14 protein-coding genes and 1 riboswitch are annotated in these 19423 nt (G+C 72.4%); of the genes, 4 read left to right on the top strand and 10 right to left on the bottom strand.

Features of this window, described 5'->3' with window-relative positions; translation table 11 throughout:
- Positions 1-17 precede the first annotated feature (17 nt).
- The 9 genes from cobI to OH735_RS08000 all read right to left on the bottom strand — a co-directional run bounded on the left by cobI (position 18) and on the right by OH735_RS08000 (position 13255).
- Positions 18-764, bottom strand: coding sequence for a precorrin-2 C(20)-methyltransferase (cobI, locus tag OH735_RS08040; protein ID WP_406380678.1), 747 nt, complete (start codon positions 762-764; stop codon positions 18-20).
- Positions 761-2182: a cobyrinate a,c-diamide synthase gene (locus OH735_RS08035; RefSeq protein ID WP_406380677.1), complete on the bottom strand. Its 1422-nt coding sequence runs from the start codon at positions 2180-2182 to the stop codon at positions 761-763. The genes cobI and OH735_RS08035 overlap by 4 nt, the downstream gene beginning before the upstream one ends.
- Positions 2176-2775: a cob(I)yrinic acid a,c-diamide adenosyltransferase gene (gene cobO, locus OH735_RS08030; RefSeq protein ID WP_406380675.1), complete on the bottom strand. Its 600-nt coding sequence runs from the start codon at positions 2773-2775 to the stop codon at positions 2176-2178. Before cobO ends, OH735_RS08035 begins: the two co-directional genes overlap by 7 nt.
- On the bottom strand, positions 2775-4799 hold the full coding sequence (locus OH735_RS08025; protein WP_406380673.1) for a putative cobaltochelatase: 2025 nt from the start codon (positions 4797-4799) through the stop codon (positions 2775-2777). Before OH735_RS08025 ends, cobO begins: the two co-directional genes overlap by 1 nt.
- Positions 4800-4920: 121 nt before the next feature.
- On the bottom strand, positions 4921-8598 hold the full coding sequence (gene cobN / locus OH735_RS08020) for a cobaltochelatase subunit CobN (RefSeq protein WP_406380671.1): 3678 nt from the start codon (positions 8596-8598) through the stop codon (positions 4921-4923).
- A complete protein-coding gene (locus OH735_RS08015; RefSeq protein ID WP_406380670.1) occupies positions 8595-10136 on the bottom strand; it encodes a cobyric acid synthase in 1542 nt (513 codons plus the stop codon). Before OH735_RS08015 ends, cobN begins: the two co-directional genes overlap by 4 nt.
- Positions 10133-11236 (bottom strand): cobalamin biosynthesis protein, encoded by a 1104-nt coding sequence (locus tag OH735_RS08010; RefSeq protein WP_406380668.1) that lies wholly within the window; start codon positions 11234-11236, stop codon positions 10133-10135. Before OH735_RS08010 ends, OH735_RS08015 begins: the two co-directional genes overlap by 4 nt.
- A 144-nt stretch (positions 11237-11380) precedes the next feature.
- Positions 11381-11512: riboswitch (cobalamin riboswitch) on the bottom strand.
- Positions 11513-11683: 171 nt separating this feature from the next.
- Complete coding sequence (locus OH735_RS08005) at positions 11684-11914, bottom strand: hypothetical protein (RefSeq protein WP_266745434.1); 231 nt, start codon at positions 11912-11914, stop codon at positions 11684-11686.
- A gap of 75 nt (positions 11915-11989) precedes the next feature.
- Complete coding sequence (locus OH735_RS08000; protein ID WP_406380666.1) at positions 11990-13255, bottom strand: anion permease; 1266 nt, start codon at positions 13253-13255, stop codon at positions 11990-11992.
- Positions 13256-13554: 299 nt separating this feature from the next.
- Here OH735_RS08000 and OH735_RS07995 point away from each other — a divergent pair, with 299 nt between their 5' ends.
- The 3 genes from OH735_RS07995 (at position 13555) to OH735_RS07985 (ending at position 17002) form a co-directional block, all read left to right on the top strand.
- A complete protein-coding gene (locus OH735_RS07995; protein ID WP_406380664.1) occupies positions 13555-14214 on the top strand; it encodes a class II aldolase/adducin family protein in 660 nt (219 codons plus the stop codon).
- A 163-nt stretch (positions 14215-14377) separates the two neighbouring features.
- Positions 14378-15505: an alpha/beta hydrolase gene (locus OH735_RS07990; RefSeq protein ID WP_406380662.1), complete on the top strand. Its 1128-nt coding sequence runs from the start codon at positions 14378-14380 to the stop codon at positions 15503-15505.
- A 186-nt stretch (positions 15506-15691) separates the two neighbouring features.
- A complete protein-coding gene (locus OH735_RS07985; protein ID WP_406386468.1) occupies positions 15692-17002 on the top strand; it encodes a hypothetical protein in 1311 nt (436 codons plus the stop codon).
- Between the two features lie 89 nt (positions 17003-17091).
- On the opposite strand, the gene OH735_RS07980 is transcribed toward OH735_RS07985, so the two are convergent.
- The gene (locus OH735_RS07980) at positions 17092-17505 is read right to left on the bottom strand and encodes a VOC family protein (RefSeq protein WP_406380661.1); all 414 of its coding nucleotides are present in this window, start codon (positions 17503-17505) and stop codon (positions 17092-17094) included.
- Between the two features lie 282 nt (positions 17506-17787).
- On the opposite strand from OH735_RS07980, the gene OH735_RS07975 reads away from it, so the two are divergent.
- A complete protein-coding gene (locus tag OH735_RS07975) occupies positions 17788-19386 on the top strand; it encodes an ABC-F family ATP-binding cassette domain-containing protein (protein ID WP_406380659.1) in 1599 nt (532 codons plus the stop codon).
- Positions 19387-19423: the final 37 nt, after the last annotated feature.

Raw genomic sequence — 19423 nt, 5'->3', positions numbered from 1 at the left:
GGCCGCACCCGGGCGCCTCACAATTTCCCGCCCCGCCCGCCGTCGCGCGGCGCGGGCGCGATCAGCGTCGACAGATACGGCAACGGCCCCTCGGCCAGCTCCGCCGCCGGCCGGATCGACTCCTCGGGCAGCCCGAGCGCCGAACCCCACACCGCGTCCTCGGTCCGCCCCGTCTCCCGCAGCGCCGTGGCCACCTCCGCCGCCAGCCGCCCGAACTTGTACGCGACGACCGTCCCGGGACCTTCGAGGGCATCCTTCAGCACCGCGGCCCCCGCGGTCACCGGCACCAGCGTCAACGGCTCCGTACCCTCCGTCAGCACCGCACCGCTGCGGGCGGCCAGATCCTGCATGGCCGTGATCCCCGGCACCGTCTCCACGGCCGTACCCGGCAGCAGCTCACCTATCGTGTGCGCGAGATACGTGAACGTCGAATACACATTGGGGTCACCGATCGTCGCGAACGCCACCGAACCATGCGTAAGCAGCAGTTCGGCGACCCGCTCACCCGCCGCGTCCCACGCCGCTTCCCGGCGCGCCCGGTCGGTCCGCTCATTGAGCGCGAACACCACCCGCACGACCTTGTCGGCCGCCACGTAATGCAGCACGGTCGCCTCGGCCCGCCCCCGCTCACCGGTGTCCATCACCGGCACGACGACGACCGCGGCGGCGCGCAGCGCGTTCACACCCTTGACGGTCACCAGCTCCGGGTCACCGGGCCCGACACCCACACCCACCAGCCTGCGCGTCACGTCACCGTGGTTCATCCCTTGCACCTCTCAACGAATCGGCGGGCCATAGCGGGCGACGAAGCCCCATGCGTATGCAGGTAACTCGCGTGCACGCCCCGCTGCACGAACCCCTCCACGCGCCGCTCCGGCTGATGCAGGCCCCATGCCGGTTCGGCCCCGGCACCCGGCTCCAGCACGGTCCGGTGGAACTCGTGCCCGCGCACCCGCGTCCCGGGCGCCGCCAGCACGCTGTCGGAGACCGCCACGGCCTCCCGGTAGCCCAGCGTCAGCCGCTCGGACATCCGCGCCTCGGCATCGAGGACCCCGCACATCGGCAGCCCGTCGAGCGAACGCGCCAGATACAGCAGCCCCGCACACTCGGCGGCCACCGGAGCCCCGGAGGCCGCCAGCTCCCCGACCGCCTTGCGCAACGGCTCGTTGGCGGACAGCTCGGGGGCGTACACCTCCGGGAACCCGCCCCCGATCACGAGCCCCCGAGTCCCCTCGGGCAGCACCTCGTCCCGCAACGGATCGAACGGCACGACCTCGGCCCCGGCGGCGGCGAGCAGCTCGGTCTGCTCGGCGTAGGAGAACGTGAACGCGGCCCCCGACGCGACGGCGACCACCCGGGAGCCCGGGTCCGGCTTCCCCGCGGCCCCGCCCGCGCCCACCGCCTCCACAGCGTCCCACGCCTCACCCGGCACCGCGGGCGCCGACCGCGCCAACGCCATCAGCGCGTCCAGATCGCACCCCGCCACCACCTGCCCCCGCATCGCCGCGACAGCAGCCACCGCGTCGCCCCGCCGCTCGGCCACCGGCACCAGCCCCAGATGCCGCGACGGCACAGCCGCCTGCTCCGCCCGCCGCAACACCCCCAGCACCGGCACCCCCGACTCGTCCAGCGCCTCCCGCAGCAGCGCCTCGTGCCGCTGCGAGCCGACCTTGTTGAGGATCACCCCACCGATCCGCACCCGCGGATCCCACGAGGCGAAGCCGTGCACCAGCGCGGCCACGGACCGCGACTGCGACGACGCGTCCACGACCAGCACCACGGGTGCCCGCAGCACCCTCGCGACCTGGGCGGTCGACGCCAGCTCACCGTGCCCGACCCGTCGCCCGCCGCCACCCTGCTCGAGCGCTTCGCGCCCTGCTTGGATTCCGGCCCCGTCGTACAGACCCATCACCCCCTCGACGACCGCCAGATCACAGCCGCGCGCCCCGTGCGCGAACAGCGGAGCGATCAGTTCCGGACCGCACATGTACGCGTCGAGATTGCGCCCCGGTCGCCCCGTGGCCAGCGTGTGGTAGCCGGGATCGATGTAGTCGGGGCCCACCTTGTGCCCGGACACGGCGAGTCCCCGGCCGGCGAAGGCGGCCATCAGACCCGTCGCGACGGTGGTCTTGCCGCTGCCGGACGACGGCGCGGCAATGACCAGGCGCGGAACATTCACCACTCGATGCCCCGCTGACCCTTCTGACCGGCGTCCATCGGGTGCTTGACCTTCGACATGTCGGTCACCAGGTCGGCGGCCTCCACCAGCTTCTCGGGCGCGTTGCGCCCGGTGATCACCACATGCTGGTTGCCGGGACGGCCCCGCAGCACCTCGACCACCTCGTCGGTGTCGACCCAGCCCCAGTGCATCGGGTACGCGAACTCGTCGAGGACGTACAGCCGGTACGTCTCGGCCGCCAGATCGCGCTTGACCTGCTCCCAGCCCTCCCGGGCCGCCGCCTCGTTGTCCAGCTGCTGGTCGCGCTGGACCCAGGACCAGCCCTCGCCCATCTTGTGCCAGGCCACGGACCCGCCCTCGCCGCTCGCCCCGAGGACCTTCAGCGCGTTCTCCTCGCCGACCTTCCACTTCGCCGACTTCACGAACTGGAAGACCCCGATCGGCCACCCCTGATTCCACGCGCGCAGCGCGAGCCCGAAGGCCGCCGTCGACTTCCCCTTCCCGATGCCGGTGTGCACCACCAGCAGCGGACGGTTGCGGCGCTGACGGGTGGTGAGCCCGTCGTCCGGCACGGTGGTCGGCTGTCCCTGCGGCATTACGCGGCCCTCCTGCTGGTTCCCTGAACGTCCTTGACGAGCCCGGCGATCGACTCGGCCCGCAGCTCGTCGAGCGTGACGGCGGTGCCGCCGAGATCCCGTGCGAGGCCGGCCGCGAGCCCGAGCCGTACGGGCCCCGACTCACAGTCCACGACGACGGACGCGACGCCCTCCGCCTCGTGCAGCCGCGCCGCCCGCGCCGCCAGCGCCACCGGCTCGGGCCCCCCGGTCGCCCGCCCGTCGGTCACCACGACCAGCAACGGCCGCCGCGACGGATCACGCAGCCGCTCCACCCGCAACACCTCGTGCGCCTTCAACAGCCCGGCCGCGACGGGCGTACGCCCACCGGTCGGGAGCATCTCCAGCCGCGCCGCCGCCGCGTCCACCGACGACGTAGGCGGCAGCACCACTTCGGCGTCCTTGCCCCGGAAGGTGACCAGCCCGACCTTGTCGCGTCGCTGGTAGGCATCCAGCAGCAGTGAAAGAACCGCACCCTTCACGGCGCTCATCCGCTGCCGGGCGGCCATCGACCCGGAGGCGTCCACGACGAACAGCACGAGGTTCCCCTCGCGCCCCTCACGGCTCGCCTGCCGCAGATCGTCCCGCCGGACCACCAGACCCCGACCAGACCGGCCCCGCGACCGCTGGTGCGGGGCGGCGGCCTGCACGGTAGCCGCCAGATGCAGCTTGGTCAGGGCGCCCTGCGGACGCCGCGCACCGGTCGTACGTCCGTGCTCGGTACGCGCCCGGGACCGCCGCCCCGCCGCGCCCTCGCCCAGACCGGGCACGCTCAGCATCTTCGTACGGAACGGCTCGGCGGCCCGTACGGGCTGCTGCTCGCCGCCCCCCGAGGACTGCCCCTGCCCGGGCTCCTGTTCCTTGCCCTGCTCGGGCACGGCCTGCGCGGGCGTGTCGTCGGCCCCGCCCTCGGGCTGCGGCGGCGTGTCGGGTCCGTCGCCCTGCGGCGGCCGGCCGCCGCCACCGGGGCCGTCCGGGTCCGGATCGTCGTCCTCGCCGCTGTTCTGCTCCAGCGTGTCGTCGAGCTTGTTCTCGTCCAGGCCCGGCGCGTCGAACGGATTGCGCCTGCGGCGGTGGGGGAGGGCGAGCAGGGCGGCCTGTCGTACGTCTTCGGCGAGCACATCCGTACGCCCCGCCCAGGCGGCCAGCGCCGTGGCGGTCCGGGCCATCACGATGTCGGCCCGCATCCCGTCGACCTCGAAGGCCGCACAGGTGGCCGCGATCTGGCGCAACGCACCGTCACCGAGCCGTACTTGGGGCAGCAGTGCACGCGCGGCCACGATCCGCGCCCGCAACGCGCCTTCCTCGTCGGCCCACTGGGCGGCGAAGGCGGCCGGATCGTCGTCGTACGCGAGCCGACGCCGCACCACCTCGACGCGCAGATCGGTCTCACGGGAGGCGGCGACCTCGACGGTCAGCCCGAACCGGTCGAGCAGCTGAGGCCTGAGCTCCCCTTCCTCGGGATTCATCGTCCCGACGAGCAGGAAGCGCGCTGCATGCCGTACGGAGACACCTTCGCGCTCCACGTACGAGGCACCCATGGCGGCTGCGTCCAGCAGCAGGTCGACCAGGTGGTCGTGGAGCAGGTTGACCTCGTCGACGTACAGGATCCCGCGATGTGCGTCGGCGAGCAGCCCGGGCTCGAAGGCCTTCACGCCCTCGGCGAGTGCCCGCTCGATGTCGAGCGCCCCGACGAGCCGGTCCTCGGACGCACCGACGGGCAGCTCGACCGTCCGCGCCGCCCGCGACACGCCGGACCCGGCCTCGTGGGGCCCGTCGGGGCACGCCGGATCGGGCGAGTCGGGGGCACAGGAGAACCGGCACCCCGGGATGACCGGAACCTCCGGCATCAGCGCGGCCAGCGCGCGCACGGCGGTGGACTTCGCGGTGCCCTTCTCGCCACGCACCAGCACCCCGCCGACGGCGGGTGAGACGGCGTTGAGCAGCAGTCCGAGCCGGAGATCGTCCTGCCCGACGATGGCGGTGAAGGGGTACGGCGTACTCACGATGCCTCCTTGGGGGTACGGCGGGGTGTCAGCCCCTCCGGCGTGAATTCCAGCCCCTTCGGCGTTTGAGGAGCAGGGGTCCGGGGGCGGAGCCCCCGATGGGCGGACATGGGCGGACCGCTCACTCGTCCCCCTCCAGATCTCCCTCAAGTTCGAGGTAGGTCGCGTGGAGCCGCTCCAGCGTCTCCGCGTCCGGCTCCGCCCACAGCCCCCGCTCGGCCGCCTCCAGCAAACGCTCCGAAATCCCGTGCAGCGCCCAGGGGTTGGACTTCTTCATGAAGTCCCGGTTGGTCTCGTCGAACACGTACTCCGCCGACAACTTCTCGTACATCCAGTCGTCGACGACCCCCGCCGTCGCGTCGTACCCGAAGAGGTAGTCCACGGTCGCGGCCATTTCGAACGCGCCCTTGTAGCCGTGTCTCCTCATGGCGCTCATCCACCGCGGATTCACCACCCGTGCCCGGAAAACCCGGTGCGTCTCCTCGCCGAGCGTGCGCGTCTTCACCTGATCCGGCGTCGCCGAATCCCCCACGTACGCCTCGGGCGACTCGCCGGTCAGATGCCGCACCATGGCGACCATCCCGCCGTGGTACTGGAAATAGTCGTCGGCATCGTGGATGTCGTGTTCTCTCGTGTCCACGTTCTTCGCCGCCACCGCGATCCGCCGGAACGCCGTCTCCATGTCCCCGCGCGCCGCCCGCCCGTCGAGCCCGCGCCCGTACGCGTAACCGCCCCACACCGCGTACACCTCGGCCAGGTCCGCGTCCGAGCGCCAGTTCCGGGCGTCGATCAGCGGCAGCAGCCCCGCACCGTACGCCCCCGGCTTCGAGCCGAAGACGCGTGCCGTGGCCCGGCGCCGGTCGCCGTGGACCGCCGTGTCCTCGTCGGCGTGTGCCCGTACGTAGTTGGCCTCGGCCGGCTCGTCCAGCTCCGCCACCGCCCGTACCGCGTCGTCGATCAGCCCCACCACATGCGGGAACGCGTCCCGGAAGAACCCGGAGATCCGCACCGTCACATCGATGCGCGGCCGGCCCAGCTCGCTCACCGGCACGACCTCGAAGCCGGTCACCCGCCGCGACGCGTCGTCCCACACCGGCCGGCAGCCGAGCAGCGCCAGGATCTCCGCGATGTCGTCGCCCTGCGTACGCATGGCGGAGGTGCCCCACACGGTCAGGCCGACCGACTTCGGGTAGTCGCCCGAGTCGGCGAGGTACCGGGCGATCAGGGAGTCCGCGAGCAACTGGCCGACCTCCCACGACAGCCGGGACGGAATCGCCTTCGGGTCCACCGAGTAGAAGTTGCGCCCGGTCGGCAGCACGTTGACCAGGCCGCGGGTGGGCGAGCCCGACGGACCCGCCGGTACGAAGCCGCCGTCCAGCGCCCGCAGAATGTGATCGATCTCGTCAGTCGTCCGGGCCAGCCGCGGCACGACCTCCTCGCACGCGAAGCCCAACACGGCCACGGCGTCGGGGAGTTCGAAGCCGAGGACGTCCCGTACCAGCCCCGCCACGGCCGCGAGGTCCCAGCCGCGCTCCTCCATGCCCTCCGCGAGCCGGCGGCACAGCTTCTCCAGCAGATCGATCGCGTCCGCACCGGTGCGCGCCGGGCCGTCGACCAGTCCGGTCAGCTCGGCCGGCACCTTCACCGTGGCGCCCGGCTCGGCCAGCAACTCCTTCTCGCTGAGCCCGAAGTGCCCGGCGATCGACGCCCGCAGCCCCGGCAGCGCGTTCGCCGTGCCGCCCCACACCTGGGAGGCGCGCAGCACGGCCAGCACCAGGTTGACCCGCGCCTCGTCGACGGGACCGCCGCCGAGGATGTGCAGGCCGTCGCGGATCTGGACGTCCTTGATCTCGCAGAGGTAGCCGTCGATGTGCATGACGAACGAGTCGAAGTCGTCGTCGCCGGGCTGCTCGTCGACATGGAGGTCGTGGTGCAGCTCGGCGGCCTTCACCAGCGTCCAGATCTGCGCCCGCACCGACGGCGCCTTCGTCGGGTCGAGATCGCTGACCAGCGCGTACTCGTCGAGCAGTTGCTCCAGTTTGGCCAGGTCGCCATAGGTGTCGGCACGCGCCATCGGCGGCACCAGATGGTCCACCACGGTGGCGTGCCCGCGCCGCTTGGCCTGGGTGCCCTCGCCCGGGTCGTTGACGATGAACGGGTAGATCAGCGGCAGTTCGCCGAGCACGGCATCGGGGCCGCAACCCGCTGACAGGCCGAGGCCCTTGCCCGGCAGCCACTCCATCGTGCCGTGCTTGCCCATGTGGACGACGGCGTCCGCGCCGAAGCCCCCCTCCGATGCTGCGGTCTCCAGCCAGCGGTACGTCGCCATGTAGTGGTGCGACGGCGGCATGTCCGGGTCGTGGTAGATCGCGATCGGGTTCTCGCCGAAGCCGCGCGGCGGCTGGATCAGCACCACCACGTTCCCGAACTGCAACGAGGCGAGGACGATGTCGTCCCCGTCCACGTACAGCGAGCCCGGCGGCTCGCCCCAGTGCTCCAGCATCGAGTCGCGCAGCTCCGGTTCCAGCTTCTCGAACCAGGCCCGGTAGTCGGCGAGCGGGACGCGCGCGGGGGCGGCGGCGAGCTGCTCCTCGGTCAGCCACTCGACGTCGTGGCCACCGGCGTTGATGAGGCGGTGGATGAGCTCGTCGCCGTTGTCGGGGTGCCCGTCGACCCCGTAACCGGCGTCGCGCAGGGCGTCCAGGACCCGTACCGCCGACGCGGGCGTGTCCAGGCCGACGGCGTTGCCGACGCGGGAGTGCTTGGTCGGGTAGGCGGTGAAGACGAGGGCGAGCTTCTTCTCGGCGTTCGGCTTGTGCTTGAGGACGGCGTGGCGTACCGCGATTCCGGCGACGCGCGCGGCGCGTTCGGGGTCGGCGCGGTAGACGGGCACATCGTCGGGGCCCTGCTCCTTGAAGGAGAACGGGACGGTGATCAGCCGGCCGTCGAATTCCGGGATCGCGACCTGCATCGCGGCGTCCATGGGGGAGAGCGCCGCGTCCGAGGCGTCCCACGCGGCGCGCGAGGAGGTCAGGCACAGGCCTTGGAGGACGGGGACGTTCAGGTCGGCGAGCGCGCCGATGTCCCAGGCCTCGTCGTCGCCCCCGGCGGAGGCGTCCGACGCGCGGGTGCCGCCCGCCGCAAGGACCGTGGCGACCAGGGCGTCCGCCCTGCCGAGCAGCTCGTAGAGACCGGCGTCCGCGCCGCGCAGCGAACCGCAGTACACGGGCAGGGCGTTGGCGCCGCGCGCCTCGACCGCATCGCACAGGACGTCCACGAAGGAGGTGTTCCCGGACAGCTGGTGCGCCCGGTAGAAGAGCACCCCGACGGTCGGGCGGCCCTCGACGAACGCGCGTGCGCCGTGCAGGCCCCACTCGGGCATCTGCTGCGGCTCGGCGAAGCCGTGACCGGTCAGCAGGACGGTGTCGGACAGGAAGCGGGCCAGCTCCACGAGGTTTCCGGGGCCGCCCTCCACGAGGTAGCGCAGCGCCTCCGCGACCACCCCGGCCGGTACGGACGACTCGGCCATCAGCTCGGCGTCCGGCACGGCCTCGCCGCCCAGCAGCACGGTCGGGATGCCGGACGCCTTGAGGACGGCCAGCCCGTCCTCCCAGGCGCGCTTGCCGCCGAGGAGGCGGACGACGGCGACGGAGGAGCCCTCGATCAGTGCGGGGAGTTCCTCGCGGGCGTCGATGCGGGTGGGGTTGCCGATCCGGTACGGCGCGCCACAGGCGCGGGCGGCGAGGAGGTCCGTGTCGGCGGTCGACAGCAACAGCACGGTGCTCGTAGGGGCGTTCATGCGCGTGCTCCAGGTGCTCCGGGGGCGATGAAGGGAAGTCCGGACGGTGCGCCCGACTCGATGAGCCGCAGCAGCGCGTCGGTGTCCGCGTGTTCTTCGATGAGGTCGCCGAGGCGGTCGAGCTGTTCCTCGCGCAGCGCGGCGAAGCAGGTGTCGGGGGCGGGGACGAAGCTCCGGCCGGCGGCCCGCGCGACCTCGGTCAGGTAGCGGCGGCGGAACGCGTCGCTCTCCAGCGAGCCGTGCCAGTGGGTGCCGTGGACCGAGCCGGCCCGGCACCCGTCGAGGCCGTGACCTCGGCCGTCGGTGATGAACGCTTCACCGCCGTGCACGTCCGCGACGCCGTGGTGGATCTCGTACCCCTCGACCGGCGCGCCGAGCGCCTCGCCGACGGGGCGGGCGAGGGTCTTCTCGCGGTCGAAGCGGACGCGTACGGGCAGCAGGCCGAGGCCGTCGACGTGCCCGGCCCCGGATTCGACCTCGTCCTCGATGTGTTCGCCGAGGAGCTGGTAGCCGCCGCAGATCCCGAGGACCGGTCGGCCCTCGGCGGCGCGCCGCAGCAGGGCGTCGGCGAGGCCGCGCTCGCGCAGCCAGGCCAGCGCCTTCACGGTGCCGCGGGTGCCCGGGACGATGACGAGGTCGGCGTCGGCCAGTTCCTCGGCGCGGTCCACGAACCGGACGACGACGCCCGGTTCGGCGGCCAGCGCGTCGACGTCGGTGAAGTTCGACATCAGGGGTACGGCGCACACCGCGACGCGCAGCACGTCCTCGCCGTGCGGTGGCGCGACGACCGACTCGCGCACCGCCCCGCGCAGCGAGACCCTCAGCCCGTCCTCCTCGTCGATGCCGAGGCCGTGGGCGAAGGGCAGCACCCCGTACGTCTGCCGCCCGGTGAGGTCCCGCAGCATCTCCAGGCCCGGCTCCAGCAGCGAGACGTCGCCGCGGAACTTGTTGACGAGGTAGCCGGCGATCAGCGACTGGTCCTCGGCGTCGAGCAGCGCCGTCGTACCGAAGAACGAGGCGAAGACGCCGCCGCGGTCGATGTCGCCGACGACCACCACCGGGAAGCGTGCCGCCCGTGCGATGCCCATGTTCACGATGTCCGTGCGCCGCAGATTGATCTCGGCCGGACTGCCCGCCCCCTCGCAGATCACCGCGTCGTACGTGCCCCGGAGCTGCTCCAGACAGTCCACGACCGTGGAGAGCAGCGCTTCCTGCCGGCCTCCGTGGTAGCCGCGCGCGCTCATCTCGCCCACGGGTCTGCCCATCAGAACGACCTGGCTGGAGCGGTCGCTGCCGGGCTTGAGTAGGACCGGGTTCATCAGCGCGGTCGGCTCGACGCGGGCGGCCTGGGCCTGCATGGCCTGGGCGCGGCCGATCTCGGCGCCCTCGCGGGTGACGAACGAGTTCAGCGACATGTTCTGCGCCTTGAAGGGCGCCACCTTCACGCCCCGGCGTACGAGCCAGCGGCAGATGCCCGCGGTGACGACGCTCTTGCCCGCGTCCGAGGTGGTACCGGCGACCAGCAGTCCGCCGCTCATGTCCGTCTCCGTCCTGCGATCGAACGTGCTGCCATCGAAATTCCGGCGATCGAGGCTCCGGCGACCGAAGTCCCGGCGATCGAGGCTCCGGCGACCGAAGTCCCCGCGATCGAGGTTCCTGCGACCGGGCGTTCTGCCATCGGGCGTTCCGCGATCCGCCGTGCGGCGAGGGCCATGCCCAGCCGGCCCGCCACGCACACGCCGAGGGCCAGCGCGCTCACCCGGCGCGACAGCCGTACCGCGCGTTCGATGTCCTGGGTCTCCACCGCCCGGCCCGTCTCCCCGTTGAGGACGGGACGGTGCTCGACGCGGCCGCCGTACGCGAGCGTCCCGCCGAGCCGTACGCCGAGCGCACCCGCGAACGAGGCTTCCACCGGGCCCGCGTTGGGGCTCGGGTGCTTGGCCGCATCGGCCCGCCACGCCCGTACCGCTCCACGTGGCCGCTTCCCGGAGGCCACGGCGAGCAGGGCGGTGAGCCGGGCACCGGGCCAGCCCGCGAGGTCGTCGAGGCGGGCCGAGGCCCAGCCGTAGCGCCGGTGGCGGGGCGACTTGTGGCCGACCATGGCGTCGAGCGTGTTCGCGGCCCGGAAGCCGACGAGCCCGGGGACACCGGCCAGCGCACCCCACACCAGGGCGCCGACCACGGCGTCCGAGGTGTTCTCGGCCACGGACTCCACCACGGCGCGGGCGATCTGCGGCCCGTCGAGGGAGTGCGGATCGCGCCCGCACAGATGCGGCAGCCGCTCGCGGGCGCGGTCGATGTCACCGGCGGCCAGGGCGTCGCCGATGGTCCGGGCCTCACGCCCCAGGGAGGTACCGCCGACGACGGACCAGGTGGCGGCCGCGGTCAACGCGACCGAGGCGGCGGGGTGGCCGCGTACGGCACGGGCGAGCAGCGCGGCACCGCTCGCGGCGCCTCCGGCGCAGACGAGGGTGTGCAGCGCGCCCCACCCGCGGTGGTCGCGCCACAGCCGGCGCTCGACGCCCGCCGCGGCCCGCCCGAAGGCGGCGACCGGGTGCCCCCTGCGGGGGTCACCGAGCAGCAGATCGCCGATCAGACCGGCTGTGGCGCCGTACGCGAAGATGCGATCGGCACGCACGGCTCAACCGGCCGTTACGCCTCGAAGGAGTTTCGTACGGGCGGCTCTCGACGAGAGCGCCACAGCAACGGACGCACGGCAGCCAGGCATGGCGATATGTCCTCACTCAGGGTCCGCGCCCTGGTTCGACGTGACCGGCGACGAGAGTCTCCTGGCTCCCGGATCCGCAGTTCCCCCGGCCTTCCAGCCCGCTCGCGCGTGCCGTGACTTCCGGTGTGGGGGACTGCTCCCCGGTGACAGTGGCGGGACCGCGCCGGATTCGCACCGGCTTCCTCTGCTGTCGCCGTAATTGGCTCCGGCAGTCCACCACGCTCCGCGAACACCCGTCAACCTGCCGTTGACCTGCGACGGTGCAGTGTGCTGAGGCCCACACCGGTCCGGGCGCAGCACTTCGGGCCGGACACACGAGGTGTGTCCGGCCCGAAGTGGGAGTGCGCGGGGCGTGGTTCAGGCGACGATCAGATAGATCCCGTACGCGACCGCCGCCGCGCACAGCGCGAAGCAGACGTACGCGCCGGCGCGGGCCAGCAGCAGTGAGCCGCCGGAGCCGCCCTGCGTGGCCGGTTCGGGCTGCTTGGAGAGGCCGACGATGCCCAGGGTGAAGAGGCCGACCAGCGCGACGGTGGCGACGAGGGAGACGCCGAAGACGGTGCCGAGGGCTGCCCAGTCGATTTTCATGCGGAATCCTTTAGACGGCGGGCCTGGACGGCGGCCCGGACGGCGGGCCCGGGCGGACCGGCCTGGAGAGTCGGCCTAGACGGTGGCGGGTCGCGCCGGGTCCGGGGTGGTTCCGGCCGGGGCCGGGATGGTGGCCTTGAGGTCCTGCGCCGCTGCCTGGGCCGCGGTGAGCGGCGGGCTGACGGCGGCGATGGCCGTGGTGACGACGCCCGCGGGCTCGGCGACGCCGTCCGCCGGTGCGACATCGCCGTGGCCGACCGGCTTGCGGCGCGACACCATCCAGATCGCCCCGGAGCCCACGACCAGCAGCGCCGCGACGACCACGACGCCCCACGTGCCCTGCTTGGTGAGGAGTTCCGCGCCCGCGCCGACCAGGCCCGCGGCCGGCAGGGTCAGACCCCAGGCGACGAACATCCGGGTGGCGGTGGACCAGCGGACCACACCGCCCTGGCGGCCGAGGCCCGCGCCCATCACGGCGCCGGAGCAGGACTGGGTGGTGGAGAGGGAGAAGCCGAGGTGCGAGGAGGCCAGGATGACCGTGGCCGCACTGGTCTGGGCGGCGAAGCCCTGCGGCGGCTTGAGGTCGGTGAGGCCGCTGCCCATGGTGCGGATGATGCGCCAGCCGCCCAGGTAGGTGCCGAGCGCGATGGCCAGACCGGCGGAGACGATCACCCAGACCGGCGGGTTGGAGCCGGGGTGCAGGACGCCACCGGTGACCAGCGCCAGGGTGATGATGCCCATGGTCTTCTGCGCGTCGTTGGTGCCGTGGGCGAGGGAGACGAGTCCGGCCGAGGCGATCTGACCGGCGCGGTAGCCCTTGGCGGTGGCCTTCTCCTGGGCGTCGTTGCGGATCTTCCCGCCGATCCGGTACGTCAGCCTGGTGGCCAGCAGCGCGGCCAGACCGGCGACGATCGGGGCGGCGACCGCGGGGAGCAGCACCTTGGTGATGACGGTGCCGCCGTTGACCGACGACCAGCCCGCCGACATCACGGCCGCGCCGATCAGACCGCCGAACAGGGCGTGCGAGGAGCTGGACGGCAGCCCGACCAGCCAGGTCAGCAGATTCCACAGGATGGCGCCGACGAGTGCCGCGAAGATGACTTCTGTCCGCAGTCCGTCCTCGTTGATGATCCCGCCGGAGATCGTCTTGGCGACCTCCACGGACAGGAACGCGCCGACGAGGTTGAGAGCGGCGGACATGGCCACCGCTGTCTTCGGTCTGAGTGCGCCGGTCGAGATGGTCGTCGCCATCGCGTTGGCGGTGTCATGGAAACCGTTCGTGAAATCGAACACTAGAGCTGTCACGATCACAATCGCGAGGAGCAGCGTGATGTGTTCCATTTACCCAGGCAATCGTTCGACGTCATTGGCACGTGGACCGTAGGCAACCTGAGTGAACAGAAGATGAACTGGACGGGGCGTCACGGTGACTCCAAACGGAGTCGGGTCGCTCTGTTTGTTCTCCGCTCGTCCTCCACGGGCGGCGCGAGTCGGGCGCAGGGCCCCGTGCGGCCCGTTTCGGCTCCTCGTCGGCCTTATTCACGACCGTTTCCGATTTGTGATGGTGACGACTCCGACCGGCCGCATGTCTGTTCGCCCCACGGGCTGATCGGGACCGCCGCAGCTGTCAGGATCTCCGTATGAGCGATCAGCAGCGGGACGCGATCGAACGGGCCTGGGAGGGTGTCGTCGCCACCGCCCGAAGGACGGCGACGGACGGCCTCGTCGTCGGCACCTCGGGCAACGTGTCGGCCCGGGTCGGCGGGACGGTCCTGGTCACCCCGAGCGGAGTGCCGTACGACCGGCTCGGTCCGGAGGACGTCGTCGGCGTCGATCTGGAAGGCAACCGGATCATCGGCGAACTGGCCCCGACCAGCGAACTCCCGCTCCATCTCGCGGTCTACCGGAACAGCGACGCGGCCGCCGTCGTGCACACCCACGCGGTGCACGCCACGGCCGTTTCCACCCTGGTCCCCGAGGTCCCCCCGGTCCACTACGCCGCCGCCATGCTCGGCGGCCCCGTCCGGGTCGCGGCCTACGCGCGCTACGGGACCGCGGAACTGGCCGAGAACATGCTCACCGCCCTGCGGGACCGTACGGGCTGCCTGCTCCAGAACCACGGAACCGTCACCTACGGAGCCGGCCTGGACGAGGCGTACGACAGGACCGCCCAGCTGGAATGGCTCTGCCGGCTCTGGCTCACCGCGAGTTCCGTACCCGGACACACCCCGAGCCTGCTCTCCCCGGCCCAGCTGCGCGACGTACAGGAAGCCCTGAAGGGATACGGGCAGCCGGGCTGACCCGCCCCTTGCCGAGGACCGTCCTGCCCCGACCGCCCCCTTGCCAAGGACCGTCCTGCCCCGACCGCCCCCTTGCCGGGACGCCGGACGGCCGCCCCCCTGCCGGGACACCGGACGGCCCCGCCCGCTGGCAGGGTGCGGCACGTCCCCCGACACTGGAGCCGTGCGCCCGGCAACAGTCACGGCAGCAGCCGTCACCACGATCCTCGGCGTCGGTGCGGCAGCTGTCGCGGCCGGCCGGTACGCCAGCGACGCCGCGCTCAGGGCGCCGTCCGGACGACCGCTCCCCGCCGACCGCAGACTCACCGTGCACGCCACGGCGGCCGGGCAGATCACCCTGACCCGCTCCTTCGCCGCGCTGCGGCCCGGCAGGTACGGACTGGTGGGCGACGACGTCCACGCGGTCGTCGGCCCGTTGATCGAACATGCCCATCACGCCCCCGACACCGTCGTCCGCCGACTGGAGCGGGTCGACCGCGGCAACCTGGAACCCGGCGCCAAGGTCCGGATCACCCCGCAGCTGCACAGCGGCGACCCCTACTCGGCCCTCGGCCTCGACCACAAGGAGGTCGAGATCCCCGGCGAACTGGGCGTACTGCCCGCCTGGTTCCTGCCCGGCGCCCGCGACACCTGGGTCATCACTGTGCACGGACTAGGGACGACCAGGGAACATCCCATGAACGTCATGGGGTTCCTGCACGACCTGCGCCTGCCCGTCCTCGACCTGGCCTACCGCGGCGACGCCGGAGCCCCGCGTTCCCCCGACGGCCTCGCCCACCTCGGCGAATCCGAATGGCGCGACCTGGACGCGGCGGTCCGCTTCGCCGTGCGGTACGGGGCCGACAAGGTCGTCCTGCACGGCTGGTCCACCGGCGCCTCGATGGCGCTGCACGCGGCCGTCAACTCCGCGCTGCGCGACCGGATCCGGGGTCTCGTCCTCGACTCCCCGGTCCTGGACTGGATCACCACGCTGCGCGCCCTGGCCGTCGCCCACGGCGTCCCGACCGCGCTGCTGCCGCTCGCCGTCCGCGCTGCCCAGGGACAGACCGGGCTGCGCGGCGCCCGGCTCCTGGACGGCTCCCTCGCATCAAAGCTGCGCGTCCCGGCCCTGATCTTCCACGGTCCGGACGACACCCTGGCCCCCTGGCAGCCGTCCCGCGATCTCGCCGCCCGCCGCCCGGACCTGGTCGCTCTGCACGCCGTACCGCAGGCTCCGCATGCGGCGATGTGGAATGCCGATCCGGTCCACTACGAAGAGGCCCTGAGACGCTTTCTCACCCCCCTGATGTGACCTGATGAGGGGGATCGGCCGATTGGTGCCGGACCCCGTTTGGGCACCCCTTCTTCCGCGAATTCGGGTTCCGTTTGGGCTTTCGGGCCGTCAGGGGCAAGACTGCTCCCCGTGACGTCCCGTACTCCGCGCGACTCCAGGCTGCGACTTGTCCGCCCCCGACCCATCGCCACTGCTCGCAAGGCGGTGACCACCCGCCGCACCAGGCCGGCGCCCCGCCCTCCGGAGGGCACCCCGCCCCGGGCGGAATTGGCCCGCCAGGCCAGGACAGTCCTCGCCGACGCCGTACGGATCGCCCACTGGGCAGCCGACGGCGCGTTCCCCGGCGCACCGCCACCGGCCGCCCAGGCTCTCGAACGGGCCGCGACGGCCCTGGAGTTGTCCCCGGCCCAGGTGCGCTCCGGCTGGGACCGGGCCCGCCTGGCCGGTCTCGTCGAACTGCACGGCGGCACCGCGCGCCCCGGCTGGCGGCTGCGCGCCTGGGACCGCGACGACTCCGCCGTGCTCCGCGGCTGGGTGGCGCTCTTCGACGCCTGGTCGCTCGTCCACCCCGCACCCGAGGGCATCGAGTCCACCGCGGTCGCCGAGGCCGTCGAGGCCGTGCCCCAGGTGCTCTCCCTCCTCCAGCTCTCGGCCGGCCCGGTCACCGTGCCCGCCCTCCTGGACCTGCTCGGCCAGCGCGTCGCCGAACTCCACGAGGAGCGCTGCGAGGTGCCGTACGGACCGCAGCCGCTGCCCGCACCGGCCCAACCCGCCCCCGCCGCGCACTCCGCCGCCCTGGTCGCCCTGCTCCTCGACTGGGCCCTGGAGGGGCTGGCCGCCGTCGGCGCGCTCACGCTCGGCGCCGGACACGCCACCCTCACCCCGCTCGGCAACTGGGCGGTCTGGGTCAAGCTGGAGCAGATCTGCGTCGCGGCCCAGAGCCCCGCCGGGAACATCGAGCAGTCCGCCGCCGACATGCTGCTCGGCTGCGCCCGGCTCACCCCCGGCCCGGCCCGCGACGAATACCGCGCCTGGCTCGCCGCCCGCCCCGTCGGCAGCGCCGTCGCCGAACTTCTCGCCGTGGCCCGCGGTGAGGACGCACTGCTGCGCGGCCTCGCCTTCGAAGCCCTCCGGGTCGTCGGCGCCCCGGCGGAACCCGAGGTGCGCTCCGTCGCCGCCGACCCCTCGCTGCGCCCCTACGCGCTGCTCTGGCTGGCCGAGTACGACGGAACCGACCCCGAGGACGCCCAGGACGTCCTCAGCCGGGAGGAGGCCACCTGGCTCTGGGTCGACACCGCGGCGGCCGTCGCCGACCACGGCGAGACCGGGCTGCTCGTCCGCCACCTCGACTCGGCCGTCCAGGGCACGGTGCCGGCGCTGCTGGACGAGGTACGGGCCGCCGGCCACCCGCGCACCGTGCAGGTCCTGGTGGCCCTGGCCGCCGCGCACCCGGACCCCGCACTGGCCAAAGCGGTGCGCCGGGCCGCGTTCCAGGTGCACACGGGCGGCGCGTAGCGCGCGTACGACCACGCCGGACGGGCCCACCCCGAGCCCGTCCGGCCACGCAGCGGGTCACTCGCTCGGGCAGTCGGTCCGCCCGGCCGTCAGCCCGCCGACCCCGGCGCGTACGTCCCGAAGGTCCACACGTTGCCCTCCCCGTCCCGGGCCATGAAGTCGCGCGAGCCGTAGTCCTGGTCCGTGGGCGGCATCAGGATCTCCACCCCGTGCTCCACGGCCCGCGCGTGATGCGCATCGACCTCGTCCACCACGACGTAGACACCGGCGGGGCCCGCCTCCTGCATCGCCTTGGCGAAGACGCCCTCGCGGCCCTTGGAACCGAGCATCACTCTGCCGTTGCCGCAGGACAGCTCCGCATGGAGAACCTGGCCGTTCGCACCCTCGTAGACGGCCTCCTCCTTGAAACCGAGGCCCTCCGTCAGCGTCTTGATCGCGGCCTTCGCGTCGTCGTACAGAATCGTCGGATAGATCGTCGGAACGCCGGCCGGTGCGCCTGCCATGACGCTCACCTCTTCTCGTGCTCGCGTGATCCGTTTCTGCGATCTCTGTGATCTGCGTCTCAGTCTTCCATCCGCCGCTGACAACGGCCCGATTCGGCCCGGCCGGGCTCGGAGCGGCGGCGTCCCGCGAGTGCGGGACAAGTGCCGTGGACGCATGCGGAAAAGCAGTTGCACACCGCCAGTAGAATGACCCGTATGGCAATTCTCCTTGTGCATGAGTAACGGCGTCGAGTCGAACTCTTAGTCGTCCCGTCCGCAGTCCACCCGCCTTGGAGTTTTACCGTGATCACCGCTTCCGGCATCGAGTTGCGCGCCGGCGCCCGCATCCTCATCGAGTCCGCCTCCTTCCGTATCACCAAGGGCGACCGCATCGGCCTCGTCGGCCGCAACGGAGCGGGCAAGACCACCCTCACCAAGTGCCTCGCCGGCGAGGGCAACCCCGTCGGCGGCACCATCACCCGCGCCGGTGAGGTCGGCTACCTCCCGCAGGACCCGCGCACCGGCGACCTCGACGTACTCGCCCGCGACCGCATCCTCTCCGCCCGCGGTCTCGACGAGATCCTGCGCAAGATGCGGGAGAACGAGGAGCGGATGGCGAACGGCAAGGGCGCCACCCGCGAGAAGGCGATGAAGAAGTACGAGCGCCTGGAGACGGAGTTCCTCACCAAGGGCGGATACGCCGCCGAGGCCGAGGCCGCCACCATCGCCGCCGCGCTCAGCCTGCCCGACCGGGTGCTCGGGCAGCCGCTCCATACGCTCTCCGGAGGTCAACGCCGCCGCGTCGAGCTGGCCCGCATCCTGTTCTCGGACGCCGACATCCTGCTGCTCGACGAGCCGACGAACCACCTCGACGCCGACTCGATCGTCTGGCTGCGCGACTACCTCAAGACCTACCGCGGCGGCTTCATCGTGATCTCGCACGATGTCGAGCTCGTCGAGACGGTCGTCAACAAGGTCTTCTACCTCGACGCCAACCGCTCGCAGATCGACATCTACAACATGGGCTGGAAGCTCTACCAGCAGCAGCGCGAGGCCGACGAGAAGCGCCGCAAGCGCGAGCGGCAGAACGCCGAGAAGAAGGCCGCGGCCCTCAACTCGCAGGCCGACAAGATGCGCGCCAAGGCCACCAAGACCGTCGCCGCGCAGAACATGGCCAAGCGCGCCGAGCGGCTGCTCTCCGGCCTGGAGGCCGTCCGGGTCTCCGACAAGGTCGCCAAGCTCCGCTTCCCCGAGCCCGCGCCGTGCGGCAAGACCCCCCTGATGGCGGAGGGGCTGTCCAAGTCGTACGGCTCCCTCGAAATCTTCACCGATGTGGACCTCGCCATCGACAAGGGCTCCCGGGTCGTCATCCTCGGCCTCAACGGCGCGGGCAAGACCACCCTGCTGCGGCTCCTCGGCGGCGCCGAGAAGCCCGACACCGGCCAAGTCATCGAGGGCCACGGACTCAAGCTCGGCTACTACGCCCAGGAGCACGAGACCCTCGACCCGGACCGCACCGTTCTGGAGAACATGCGCTCCGCGGCGCCCGACCTCGATCTCGTCGAGGTCCGCAAGACGCTGGGCTCGTTCCTCTTCTCCGGCGACGACGTCGACAAGCCCGCCGGAGTGCTCTCCGGCGGCGAGAAGACCCGTCTCGCGCTCGCGACCCTCGTGGTCTCCTCCGCCAATGTGCTGCTCCTGGACGAGCCGACGAACAACCTCGACCCGGCGAGCCGCGAGGAGATCCTCGGCGCGCTGCGCACGTACAAGGGCGCAGTCGTCCTCGTCACGCACGACGAGGGGGCGGTCGAGGCCCTGCAGCCGGAGCGCATCATCCTGCTGCCCGACGGTGTCGAGGACCTGTGGGGCGCGGACTACCAGGACCTGGTCGCACTGGCCTGATCCCGGCCCGGTCACCGTCTGATCCACTCCGTATGGA

The sequence above is a fragment of the Streptomyces sp. NBC_01618 genome, assembly GCF_045209435.1.
Lineage (GTDB): Bacteria > Actinomycetota > Actinomycetes > Streptomycetales > Streptomycetaceae > Streptomyces.
This window is presented reverse-complemented; position numbering and strand designations above follow the sequence as displayed.

Bases quoted from the DNA above. Each gene is read 5' to 3' on its own strand.
- cobI (WP_406380678.1), bottom strand. From the start codon at position 764: ATGAACCACGGTGACGTGACGCGCAGGCTGGTGGGTGTGGGTGTCGGG.
- cobO (WP_406380675.1), bottom strand. From the start codon at position 2,775: ATGCCGCAGGGACAGCCGACCACCGTGCCGGACGACGGGCTCACCACC.
- cobN (WP_406380671.1), bottom strand. From the start codon at position 8,598: ATGAACGCCCCTACGAGCACCGTGCTGTTGCTGTCGACCGCCGACACG.
- OH735_RS08015 (WP_406380670.1), bottom strand. From the start codon at position 10,136: ATGAGCGGCGGACTGCTGGTCGCCGGTACCACCTCGGACGCGGGCAAG.
- OH735_RS08005 (WP_266745434.1), bottom strand. From the start codon at position 11,914: ATGAAAATCGACTGGGCAGCCCTCGGCACCGTCTTCGGCGTCTCCCTC.
- OH735_RS08000 (WP_406380666.1), bottom strand. From the start codon at position 13,255: ATGGAACACATCACGCTGCTCCTCGCGATTGTGATCGTGACAGCTCTA.
- OH735_RS07995 (WP_406380664.1), top strand. From the start codon at position 13,555: ATGAGCGATCAGCAGCGGGACGCGATCGAACGGGCCTGGGAGGGTGTC.
- OH735_RS07980 (WP_406380661.1), bottom strand. From the start codon at position 17,505: ATGGCAGGCGCACCGGCCGGCGTTCCGACGATCTATCCGACGATTCTG.